We start from the raw sequence: 11,641 nt of genomic DNA, 5'->3' as shown, positions 1-11,641 counted from the left end.
CGGCGACGTTGGTCACGCTCGAGTTTCTTGTCCACCACAGTCATCAGTGTCTCGGCTTTCAGTCAGGAGCACCGCTACCTCACACAAACCATCTGACACGCTCTCGTCTGACCACCAGCCGCCGGATTGTCGTGATCGTATTCATGCACATGATCCAGATCCCCGGCGAAGGCGGGCTTGTCACAGCCGGGCACGGTGCAGTAGCCGTCCCGGATACGGATGAACAGATTCATCGCAGTGCTGGGCCGGTAGGGATCCGACGGCAGATGCGGACGCAACGGCTTACCGTTGGGGTTGACCGGTCTGATGACCGCACCGGCGCGTTGGGTCAACTCCCGCACGTAGTCACCGGAGATCACGCCATAGCCGTCCATGAACCCGACACCGGAGTGACGCGGAGAATAGACGTGACGCGTGGTGGGCTTCTTTGGCGCAGGTCTGGGATCTTCAGCCGAGTCAGGTTCAGCGGCAACAGGTTCAGCGGGCTCCGGGTCCTCCAGGACACTGCCGGCATCGGACCCCTCGACCAGTGTGGGCTCGGCGTCATCCACCTCGGTCGCAGTCGGCACCGTGGCAGCCGAGGCAGCGGCTTCCGAATCCGCCTCAACCGCCGCCGCTTCCGCAGCATCCGGCTCCGGCTCGGGTTCGTCGAGCGTCGCGGCTTCGGTGATCACATGAATGATCACTTGCGCTTCAGCGGCTTGCACCATCGCCGGCGCGGGAACCGTGGCATCACAGTCATCACCACGGTCGCACTGGCACTCGAACAACTCGCCGGACAACAGTGCGAACACGGCGTCGGAGCGGCGGGCCCCGTCACGTCGCGGATCGGACTCGCACACACTGTTCGCCAACGCGTCGACCCTGGCGGCGGCGACACGCACATTCTCCGCCGTCATCGACGCATGCAACACTGCCATACCGTCAGTCGCGTTCTCGGCCCACACCCGACGGCCTTCTTCCGACGCCTTTCGGCGTTCACGCACCGCGGCGGGGTCGTGGCGGAACACGATGCGGTCACACACATCCCGCAGGCGTTGCAGCGACCAGCTCCCCTGCCGCCGCAACGCCTCCGCGAGTTCGGTATCGACGAGTGGTGCGTAGTCTTGTCCGCCGACCAGTGCGGTGCGGGCGATGATCGTGCGGATGTGTCCGCCGGTGATCACTCCGTCATGCAGGCAGTGCGCGACCTGCGGCAGGCCCGCGAACAGGTGCGCGGCGTCCATCAATTCGGTTTCCACACCGGCTTGACTACGACCGAGCATCATCGCGATCTCATTCGCCGCACGGGTATGGGCGTCGTAGACACGGCGGTCTTCCCCGACATACGGCGCGACCAGCCGTTCGAAGACCTCGGCCATCGCCCGCAGGCGGTGCCACTCCATCAACGCACCAGCACGCCGCGCCCGAACAACCACCTCACCCAACCCGGCGGCATCCACCTCATCCAACGACTCAGGCAGCCCCAATGCGGAGAGATCAACAGACATCGGAACCCCCTCCCGGTGGATGAGTACGACTCGAACCATCTATCGAATACATGTTCGATACTACCGAGAAAAACCCGCCCCAACAAGGGAAAACAGCACCGAATCACGAGCAATGCCAAGATCATTCACGCGAATGACAGTGCTAGGAGACAGGAACCGGGAGACCGGAACTAAGAGACCCCGACCGATTCCTTGCCGCGGAATGCCACGAGTGCCTCCGACAGTCGCAGCAGCGGGGCGGCGTCTGCGTCGATCCCGGGTCCGGTCGGCGCGAGGACCGATCGCACGGTCCCGGTCGGCAGTCCAGCGTCCTCGACCTCACCGAGCGCATGGTCGAAGATGATCGCCTGATCGTCGGGGTCGAGGTCGTCAAAGTCCTCGGGCAGCAGCGGACTCATCTGAGACAGACCGTCGCGGATCTCCACCACGCGCCGCCGGAACCGAAATGACGTGCTCGAGCGCAGCGTGTCGTCGGGCAGGATCACCTCGGGCAATGCCGCACCGATCATCTCCCACAGCGGCTGCAGAATCTCCAGCTCCCGCCGATGTCTGCGCGTGTCCCGGTAGGCCACCCATCGGCCGTTGAGCATGGGGAAGGCCACCCCGATCAGGAAGAGAGCCACGCCCAGCGCCGTCAACACGCTGCCGATGTTGAGTACCACCGACGGCGACGGGAGATGCGCGAGACCGCCGATCACGAACAAGGTCTGCAGAAGGGTGGACGCACCGAGTGCGGCGAGACCGGCGAACGTCAACGTCAGTGCGATGCGCACCGGACCGTCGGCCATGCGCAGATAGAGACCGACCGACCGCGCACAGGCGACGAAACCGTAGGTGAGGTATCCACCGGCGATGATGAAGAACACCGCGAAGCCCACGTCCCGAGCGGACACTCCCGACAGACCACTGGTCCGCACGTCCACGGGGGTGAACCGCATCGCGACGTGCAAACCGATCACCGACACGACCAGCGGTACCGCCTCACCCTGAGCGCGGCGCGACCGGCTCGACTGCCCGCCGCCTCGGCGTGGACCCACGAAGAAGAAGGTGACGATGAGGCCGGCCACCGACAGTGCGATCAGGCAGTAGAACGCCACCCGGCTCAACCCAGTGAACGTGACACTGTCCACGCCACTGGCAACGTGCTTGTTGGCGAAGACGAAGGCGCAGGTGAGCGCAGCGATGGCCACCGTGATGGCGACGCCTTGCAGATCGAAGGGTTCGCGTCGCATCCGATCGATGCGGTAACACAGCGCGAATGCGAAGACCGCGGCAGCAAGAGAGTTGAGTACGGTCACAACCATCCGTCATGCCCTCCGAACAATCGCTGCAAACCGCGAAGGCCCCGATCTGTGGCCGTCGCACCGAGACTAGCGGCTGCTCGATCAGCCCACTCGCCGATGAGCGTGGCCAGAACCTCGGCCTCCCACTCTCGGTCGTCGGAGTAGCAGGTGCGGCGTAACGCCTCGTCGGAGGCATCGTCGAAACCACGATCGGTGCCGGGTGTTACCGCACCGGGCATCCCGATCACCTGATGACCGGCGATCAGGTGGCCGAACTCGTGGATGACGATTTGTTCGCGGTGTATCGCAGACGTATTCGCCTGGTAGAAGAAGAAGTCGCTGTCGTCGCCCACCAACCACACCCCACTGGGCATACCCGCAGGGAGGGGGTGAGGAATGACGGAGATAGCGCGTCCCCGCTTACGCCCGTACACAGCGCAGAGCTGCTGCGCATCAAGGGGAAGGTCGAGATCGAGCCCGGCCAATGCATCCCGACACAGTGCGCGTAACTCCCGTACGCTGCGTCGGGATGAGCTGGGCTCGGCCGGTCGAGGAGACGTGTCAGTCGTTCGAGCTCTGGCCACCGACCACGCGGAGCGCGTGATGAGGCTCGGGACGGGGTTCGCTGTCACCGGACAGCAGATCCGGCGGATCGGCGGGCAGCCCCTGCTGCACCCGCAGGACCTTGATCAGCTCGTTGACCACACTGACCGAGTCGCTGGACAGTCCGGCAAGACGGAACGCCGCCAACTGGACGTTGGAATCGGCCTGAAGTCGCATGAGATCAATCTGGTCGCGGGTGCGTTGCGCGGCGCGGTCCTCGAGGAAGTAATGCACGTCGACGCCGAATGCAGCCGCGATTCCTTCGACCGTCCTGAACGACGGCGACTTGGCCTTGCCCGAACGCAGCTGGGACAGATAGCTCTCGCCGAGCCGGAATCCGCGCTCCGTCGACCGCGCAGCGATGGCCTTCGCGCTGTAGGCACGGCCATTCGGGCCGGGCACAGTCCGGAACAGTTCTTCGAGTCGACGCGCAAACAGACCTGGGTCGACGGTGCCATCGGCGGTCTCGAACTCGCCGGATCCCTTCGCCTGCGCGGAGGCCGCATCCGGCTCCATCACGCGCACGTCGGTGTGCATTTCCTTCGTCTGATCGGCAGACATCCTGGTTTCTCCCCCCGCCGCCCCGTACTGGAACGGTTGTTAGACAGACCCGAAACCCCCACAGCTCTCAGGTATTCGGTACTTTACATCACCGGTTAAGTAACGTGTCCGTAAGTCCGTGTCCTCCACACGTACCACGTTCGCGTGATCGAAAGTCTTACCCATTGACCACGGTGAAGGAAACACCGACGGCTGGATATGTGATGCGCATCACTAATCGTGATGAGGCCACTGATTCCTCAGCCGAATCGCCCCAGCGCGACGAAATCGTTCGTGATTGAGATACTTTTACGACATTTCTGATGTTTCGAGGAGACACGCTGATGCCAGCACGACATCGCCGACTTCGGCGTCGGAGTGCCACATCAGGGATGCTGTATCGCTTCGTCGGCGCCGCAGCAGTGGTCAGCGCCCTCGGAGCGGGCATCTGTACGGCAGTGGCCGCCGCCGAACCCGACGACCCCGGATCCGGGTCCACAGTCATCGCAACGGCCACCGCGAGTGCACAGAACGACCAGTCGAGTGACAACCACCACGGCGACGAGAGCCACAGCGACTACAAGCACGGCGGCGGCGACCAGGGGTGGTGGGATGACGGGCATCACCATCACCACCACGGCGGAGACCACGGCGGGGGAGAGAACACCCCGACCGAGGTTCCGACCACCGCAGGCTCGTCCACCAGTGAGCCGTCGTCATCCCCGACCTCATCCCCATCGGAGACGGTCCAGCCGACCAGTTCCGAGTCGACCAGTTCCCAGCCCACCAGTTCCGAGCCCACCAGCAGCCAGCCCAGCAGCAGCCAGACGAGCAGCTCTGCGGTCGGTCCGGTCGTGACACCGCCGACAGCCACCACCCCCGGTGCCACGCCGCAACCGGACGACCGGTCGCCGAACGGGTCGGGCTCCCCCGAACGTCCCGATGCCGGCCGTCCCGAGGCCACGCATCCGGTCGTCGACGTGCCGACTGCCGGATCTGCGGCGCTGCCGGCCGCAATCGCGCCGAGCCCGCCCGGCACCCCTGGCTCCGCACAGTCCGGCGCAGGCGCGGGAGGCGCACAGTCGGCGCACCGGACCGAAACTCAGCAGGCTGCCGATCAGCAATCCGCCGATCAGCAGGCCACCGCCGAACGGCCCGGCATGCCACAGCCCAACTCCTCGGCGACGAGGTCGGATGGCGCCTCGCGCCCCGCGGCGCAGGCCGCCGACGGCATCCATCCCGCGCGGGCGGTCTGCGTATTCGGCACCTCCGCGTCGGGTGGCTGCAAGGGCGGCGAGACCGCGCGCAATCTCGCGCCCGGAGGTGCGCTGCTGCTCGGTGCGCTGGCTCTGCTCGGAGCGGGCGGCTTCATCCGCGCGCTACGCGGCCTGCGCTGACCTCACGTTCCCTCACCGTCGACGATCGTCCTGCGCCGCACTCCCGGCCAGTGGCAGCTCGTCGATCGTCGGCACCTCGTCGGCGGCACGCTGATCGATCCACTCGCGCAGCACCTTGGTCGCCCGCACGTCATCCTCGTTGTACTGCAGCAATCGGGTGCGCTGACCGATATCGGCCCGACCGCCGATCCCCACCGCGCGCCGATACCACTCCATCGATGCCTCGCCACCTGCCTCGGGGTCACGCCAGGTGAAGCCCGCCAGCGGCGCAATCGTCTTGAGTCCGCGACCATGGGGGCAGATGAACCCGTCGGCAACCGCCTCGAACACGTCCTGCCACTGGTCGGAGTCGATGAACTCGTCGACCTCGGCCAGAGTCGGCACACCGTCGAAGCCCGAGAACCGGCGTGCCGACGACCGCAGCCATCGATTCTCGGCCGACTGCGAATAGCAGTAGGCCGCAAAGGTTTTACCTGCCTCAGCGGCCTCAGCGCGCCGCGCCGACAACCACGCCCAGAACTCGGCGAAGGATCGCGCCTCGTCGTCGGTGGGCAGCGGCGACCATGACGCGAAGGGGCGGTAGCGCACCGGAACCGAGGGGTCGGTGTTGTCGGTGAGCAACGTCCCCCACAGATAGGCACCGTCTTCGCCGTGACTCTCCATGTCGACATCCACCTCGACGTCGGCGCGATGAATCGTCGGTCGGGGTACGCGGCGCACGATCGGCACGTCGGCCAGCCACGCCCGCGCGACGACCACTGCATCGTCGAACGGTGCACCCGCCCATTCGTCCGGCGCAGACGACGCCCGGGCCAACTGGTCGACGCTGGTCACACCGTGGGACCGCAGCGCCGTGGCCTGCTGGCCGTTGACCACCAGGGACACGTCGTGGTCGACCAGCAGGCGCGGTTCGCAGGACACCGGCCACCATCGACATCCGCGGCACTCCCCCACCCGACTCGGCCGGGTGGGTTCCCGACCTGCGGCGATGTCGCGCCGGCGATTGAACGTGGCAAGGTACCCCTGCCAGATCGGGGCGAGGTCGGTGATGATGACCGAGTCGGCGTCGAGGCCGATGCTCGCACCTGTCCACGGTGTGCGGACGCCAGCGCTGATCAGAATCCGGCGCAGATGCGCCAGCCGCAACTGGTCACGCCGGTGCGGACGGGCCGATCGCGCCGGATCACGCCCGGGCATCCACGCCCACAACGGGCTGGTCACGGTCTCAGAAGTCACCCTGGCCACCCGCGATCGATCCGGCGCGGCGTGACTCACGCGATGGTTCACCACGATCACCGGAACGTGGCCCTCCGGGGTCGCCACCAGCGCCTCGGGCGACCCGTGGGCGCCGGACGGGTCGTCGGGCAACGCCGGCGACCAGATCCATCTCGTCCCCGACGAGATCGCGCGCATCGTCATCTCGACGCGGTCGGCGTGGCTCTGCAGCCCGGTCTCGGAGATGTCGATCCACGAATCACGGTGAAAACCGCGCAGGGTCTGGCGCACCTGAGCACGATGAAGCGCGGCCGCCTCCATACGACGCACCGCGCTCGCGGTATGGGGCAGCGTGGCCGCAACCTCGGACGAACTCGAATCGAGTGCGGTCCGATGCTCGCATCCGGCGAGGTCGCGCGCACCCAATCCGCCGACAGTCAACACTGAGACCTTCCTGTCCACACCACGCGGCGACATCGTGCGCGCCTGCGCGGGCTGTTCAACCGTTCCCTATGCAATGCTTGTTACGCAACCGTCAGCAGCAGCGCACTAGGCCAGGGAGGATCCCACCGATGGGACTGTTCACCTCGAAACGCAAGCGCAAGACGCGCTCTCAGAAGCGGGCCGAGGCAAAGGCGCTCAAGGCGAAAGCGAAACTCGAAGCCCGACTGAGTTCGAAAAACCAGCGCAAAGAAGCCAAGGCATCGCGCAAACACGAGTCGAAGCTGGCGAAGAAGAACGCCAAGGCGACCGAGAAGTCCGACAAGAACGCGCTCAAGATCGCGCAGGCCAATGCCGCGGCCGCCGCTGACGGCAAGGCGCTCAGCCCCGCGCGTGTCAAGCGTTATCTGTCGGTTGCGCGGCTCGTCGCCCCGATGGTCGTGCCGATCGCCTACCGCGCCGCGATGTCGGCCCGCGACCAGATCACCTCCGTCCAGGCCAGCCGGGCAGGTGTTCCGGTGGCCGAGTACAACAAGTTCTCCGGCCACGGCGCCGCACTCTCGGCGCGTATCGCCGCGGCCGACCGCTCGCTCGACCAGCTCTCGTCGTCGCACAACGACGCCGAGACCACCACGTTCGTGGGAACCATGCGTACGCGTCTGACCGATCTGTCCAACGCCGTCGGCGCATCCGAGCACATGCCCCCGACGCGTCGCCGCAAGGCTCACGCGGCCATCTCGCGTGAGCTGGAGGCCATCGACGCGGATCTGCTGGCACGGCTGGGCGTGCGCTCCTGATCTGCCCCGACCGCTCCCCTCGATCACGGTGACGGGGCGGTCGGGATCGGATCGGTAAGCGTCGGGGCGTGCGCCGACGTGTTGCCCTAGGGTGGAAACACCGACGACGGGCAGGGGTGGCGCAAGTGGCCGAGAACGCCGACAGCAACGGCGCAGATCAGAACGGCGCGGATCAGAACGGCGCAGATCAGCAGGCGGGCGAGGCGTCGCCGGCGACGCACACACCCGCCGAAGAGAAGACACCAGCGGCCAAGAAGGCACCAGCCAAGAAGGCCCCTGCGGAGAAGGCCCCCGCGAAGAAAGCTGCAGCGAAGAAGGCTGCAGTGAAAAAATCGCCGGCCAAGAAAACTCCAGCCAAGAAGACTTCAGACAAGAACGCTGCAGACAAGAACACTGCGGCGAAGAAGACACCGGCCAAGAAGAACGCGGGGAACACGAGCGCAGCCAAGAAGGCCCCTGCGCGTCGATCCCCCTCGACCACCCAGCGCACGACAAGGCCCGAACGCTCCCCCGAGTCATCCCCGCACTCCCCCACCGCCGATACGAACGATCACAACCCTGCCGACGAGACCCCCATCTCGCCGACACCGCCCGAGGTGGGGCATGATCCTGCGCACACCCCGGCACAGCCGCACACACCAGTACACCAGACACCGGCGAACCGGGCGTCGGCCGCCAAACCATCGACCGCGCGGCGGGCCACCAAACGTCCTGCCGGTCCCGCATCGACCGGCCCGGCGCGCAAGACCCCACCGGGGCCGGATGAACTCGACGCGGCAACAGCGGAGAACAACCACTCCGACCAGCCGGCCACGTCAGCGGAATCCGTTGCACCGCAACCGGATTCACCACAGCACGAGGTCGATCGGCCTGCGCGGCGACCAGCTGTGCGCGCCGAACCCGAGCCCACCACACTAAGTCGCACGGTGTCCGCACAACCTGCGCGCGAGAACATCAATCCGTGGCCGTTCGTGGCTGCTGCAGTCGCGGCCACTCTCGCATTCCTCGCCGCGGCGCTCGCCGGATACCGCTACCACCAGCGCGACGAACACCACCGCCGGTGAGGTGATCTCTCCTCACCGGCGGTGGTGGACGGCGTCAGCGTCCAGGGAGGAACTTCATCAGCCGAACGGCATAGGGCTCGACCTTGAGGAACACACTGCGCGGCACACCCTTGATCCCGCCGAGTCCCACGATGCGCTGCACCGCGATGGTCTGCGGCTCGGTGTACTTCAACAGTCCGTCGTCACCGTGGCGACGACCCACGCCGGAGACGCCCATACCGCCCATCGGCGCGTCGGTGCTGCCCCACGCGGCCGCATAGCCCTCGTTGATATTGACTGTGCCGCAATGAATTTCCGCAGCAATCCGGCGACCCTCATCCACATCGCCGGTGAAGACACTGGCGTTGAGTCCGTAATCGGTGTTGTTGGCGAGCTTGATCGCCTCATCGACACTGTCGACCGGGTACACCGACACCACCGGCCCGAAGGTCTCGTTACCGAAGCACGTCATGTCCTCGGTGACACCGGCGAGCACCGTCGGCTCGTAGAAGAACGGCCCGAGATCGGGGCGGGCCTTACCGCCGGCGAGGACGGTCGCGCCCTTGTCGACCGCATCGTTGACATGTGCGGTGACGGTGTCGATCTGAGCCTGCGAGGCCAGCGATCCCATCTCTGTCGAGAAGTTGTATGCCGCACCGAGTTTCATGTTCTTGACGCGCTTGGCGAACTTCGCGATGAACTCGTCGGCGATCGGCTTCTCCACATAGATCCGCTCGATGGAGATGCACAACTGACCCGAGTTGGAGAAGGCCGCGCGCACCGCACCCTCCACCGCCTTGTCGACCGGGACCGACTTGGTCACGATCATCGGGTTCTTGCCGCCGAGTTCGGCGGAGAAACCGATGAGGCGTTTGCCCGCCGCGGCGGCCAGTGCCGATCCGGTCGCCGTCGACCCGGTGAACATCAGATAGTCGCAGCGTGCCAGGATCTCTTGGCCCACAACACTTCCCGGCCCCGGAACCACCGCGAAGAGATCCTTCGGGATTCCCGCCTCATACATCAGCTCCGCGGCCGCAAGTGCCGAATACGGGGTCTGGGAGTCAGGCTTGATGACCACGGCGTTGCCGGCCATGATCGCGGCAACCGCGTCGGATACGGCCAGCGTCATCGGGTAGTTCCACGGCGAGATCACGCCCACCACGCCCTTGGCGTGGTAGCGGACCTGTGTGGAAGTGAAGCCGGGGAGCATGCCCTTGGCCTTGCGGACCTTGAGCAGCTTGGGGCCGATGTTGGCGTAGTGGCGTGCGGTCATGGCGACGTCCATGACCTCCTCCTGCGCGTAGGCGCGCGCCTTACCGGTCTCGGCCTGCACCACGTCGATCAGCGAGTCGAGGTTGCGGTCGACGAGATCGGCGAATCGGCGCAGGATCCGCGCCCGGTCCTTCGGCCACAGCTGGACCCAGTCCTTCTGTGCGCCCCGCGCCATGCCGACGGCGGTCGCCACGTCGTCGGCGGTGCCGACGGGGATCGTGGTCATCTCGGTGCCGCTGAACGCCTCGAGTACCGGCCGACTCTCCCGTGCGCCGATGTCCTCGATCGCGACCAGCTCACGAAGCCGATCGAAGGTCTGCGTTGTCGGTTTGGGCATTGGTGACTCCTCCCAGAGGTCACGTGGCGAGATCCCCCAGCGCGTGACCGGCCGTTGTGACGGTGATCTGTCCAGAATGTGCGTTGTCGCGAATTCGTGCAATGGTGCTACCCGCCGCCCTGCCCGCCGCCTCCACTCGCGGCAGCCGGGCGCGCGAGGCGACGTCCGCGCTAGCTGCCGCTATTCGGCTCGGATTCCTCCGGTGCCACCAGCACGATCCCGTCGGCGTCGGAGTACAGCGCGTCACCGGGTGTGAACACCACGCCACCGAGTTCGATCGGCACGTCACGATCACCCACACCGGACTTCGTCGACTTGCGGGGGTTGGTACCCAGCGCCTTGATGCCGATGTCGAGGGTGGCCAGCGTCGACGCGTCGCGCACGGCGCCGTTGATCACGATGCCCGACCAGCCGTTGGAGCGCCCGAGCTCGGCGATCACGTCACCCACCAGGGCCGTGTGCAGCGAAGACGCCCCGTCGATCACCAGGACCCGGCCCTCACCGGGCTCGCCGAGAATCGATTTGAGCAGGGCGTTGTCCTGGAAGCATCGAACAGTCACCACGTGACCGGCGAACTCGCGCCGCCCGCCGTACTGGGTGAACTGGATGTCGCAGCTGCGGACGTCCGGGCCGATCTCGTCGACCAGATCCGCCGTCGGGGTGAAGGTGAGCTCACTCATGTCGCCCAGCCTAATGAGGCGCGCGCTGACCGTGACGCCCGGTACCACCCACTCTCACCTGCGCGTAAGCCCGGAACCGCATCCGCGAGCGGTCGGCGGCACGAGTGGGGTCGCTCAGCCGAGCGCGACCCGCACCCGGACGCCGCCGAGACTCACCACGTCGCCTGGGCTCAGCTGTCGGCCGCGACGGGTCTCCACCTCGTCGTTGACCTGCACCAATCCCTCGGCGATGACCTCCTTGGCCTCGGCGCCCGACTCGATGAGCGAGGCGAGCTTGAGGAACTGCCCGAGTCGGATGGACTCGTCGCGGATCGGCACATCGTCGGCGCTCTCGTCCCGTGCGTTCTCACCTCGTGCCGGCATCGAGTCCTCCTGTCGCCCCACATCCAGCTTCGCTGTCACATCCCGGTCCTGTCATAACCCGGTCCTGTCACAACCCGCACTATGCACGGCGATGACGGTCGGGGTCGGCCACGTCGCGCGTGCACGATTGAATGTAGTGCTTGCCGCTAGGTTGATGAGGCCGGTGCAGACGCACGCCGG

11 protein-coding genes are annotated in these 11,641 nt (G+C 66.3%); 3 read left to right on the top strand and 8 right to left on the bottom strand.

Features of this window, described 5'->3' with window-relative positions:
• Positions 1-74: 74 nt before the first annotated feature.
• The 4 genes from IEW22_RS20270 to IEW22_RS17220 all read right to left on the bottom strand — a co-directional run bounded on the left by IEW22_RS20270 (position 75) and on the right by IEW22_RS17220 (position 3,937).
• On the bottom strand, positions 75-1,490 hold the full coding sequence (locus tag IEW22_RS20270; RefSeq protein WP_229742855.1) for a DUF222 domain-containing protein: 1,416 nt from the start codon (positions 1,488-1,490) through the stop codon (positions 75-77).
• Positions 1,491-1,660: 170 nt separating this feature from the next.
• The gene (locus IEW22_RS17230) at positions 1,661-2,794 is read right to left on the bottom strand and encodes an MAB_1171c family putative transporter (RefSeq protein WP_188588199.1); all 1,134 of its coding nucleotides are present in this window, start codon (positions 2,792-2,794) and stop codon (positions 1,661-1,663) included.
• Complete coding sequence (locus IEW22_RS17225; RefSeq protein ID WP_308421415.1) at positions 2,785-3,126, bottom strand: hypothetical protein; 342 nt, start codon at positions 3,124-3,126, stop codon at positions 2,785-2,787. Before IEW22_RS17225 ends, IEW22_RS17230 begins: the two co-directional genes overlap by 10 nt.
• Positions 3,127-3,334: 208 nt before the next feature.
• On the bottom strand, positions 3,335-3,937 hold the full coding sequence (locus IEW22_RS17220; protein WP_373284231.1) for an XRE family transcriptional regulator: 603 nt from the start codon (positions 3,935-3,937) through the stop codon (positions 3,335-3,337).
• A 323-nt stretch (positions 3,938-4,260) separates the two neighbouring features.
• On the opposite strand from IEW22_RS17220, the gene IEW22_RS17215 reads away from it, so the two are divergent.
• Positions 4,261-5,313 (top strand): hypothetical protein, encoded by a 1,053-nt coding sequence (locus tag IEW22_RS17215; RefSeq protein WP_188588197.1) that lies wholly within the window; start codon positions 4,261-4,263, stop codon positions 5,311-5,313.
• A 12-nt stretch (positions 5,314-5,325) separates the two neighbouring features.
• Here the strand turns inward: IEW22_RS17215 and IEW22_RS17210 are convergent, their stop codons facing one another.
• Positions 5,326-6,969: a TM0106 family RecB-like putative nuclease gene (locus tag IEW22_RS17210; RefSeq protein WP_229742854.1), complete on the bottom strand. Its 1,644-nt coding sequence runs from the start codon at positions 6,967-6,969 to the stop codon at positions 5,326-5,328.
• Between the two features lie 131 nt (positions 6,970-7,100).
• Between IEW22_RS17210 and IEW22_RS17205 the strand changes: the two genes are divergently transcribed.
• The gene (locus IEW22_RS17205) at positions 7,101-7,766 is read left to right on the top strand and encodes a DUF6474 family protein (RefSeq protein ID WP_188588193.1); all 666 of its coding nucleotides are present in this window, start codon (positions 7,101-7,103) and stop codon (positions 7,764-7,766) included.
• Between the two features lie 125 nt (positions 7,767-7,891).
• Positions 7,892-8,830: a histone H1-like repetitive region-containing protein gene (locus tag IEW22_RS17200; protein ID WP_188588190.1), complete on the top strand. Its 939-nt coding sequence runs from the start codon at positions 7,892-7,894 to the stop codon at positions 8,828-8,830.
• A gap of 34 nt (positions 8,831-8,864) precedes the next feature.
• Here the strand turns inward: IEW22_RS17200 and IEW22_RS17195 are convergent, their stop codons facing one another.
• The 3 genes from IEW22_RS17195 to IEW22_RS17185 all read right to left on the bottom strand — a co-directional run bounded on the left by IEW22_RS17195 (position 8,865) and on the right by IEW22_RS17185 (position 11,461).
• Complete coding sequence (locus IEW22_RS17195; protein ID WP_188588188.1) at positions 8,865-10,418, bottom strand: succinic semialdehyde dehydrogenase; 1,554 nt, start codon at positions 10,416-10,418, stop codon at positions 8,865-8,867.
• A 170-nt stretch (positions 10,419-10,588) separates the two neighbouring features.
• Positions 10,589-11,098 (bottom strand): ribonuclease E activity regulator RraA, encoded by a 510-nt coding sequence (gene rraA, locus IEW22_RS17190; protein WP_188588186.1) that lies wholly within the window; start codon positions 11,096-11,098, stop codon positions 10,589-10,591.
• 114 nt (positions 11,099-11,212) lie between these two features.
• A complete protein-coding gene (locus IEW22_RS17185; RefSeq protein ID WP_188588184.1) occupies positions 11,213-11,461 on the bottom strand; it encodes an RNA-binding S4 domain-containing protein in 249 nt (82 codons plus the stop codon).
• Positions 11,462-11,641 lie beyond the last annotated feature (180 nt).

Source organism: Gordonia jinhuaensis (genome assembly GCF_014639795.1).
GTDB classification, from domain to species: Bacteria; Actinomycetota; Actinomycetes; order Mycobacteriales; family Mycobacteriaceae; genus Gordonia_B; species Gordonia_B jinhuaensis.
This window is presented reverse-complemented; position numbering and strand designations above follow the sequence as displayed.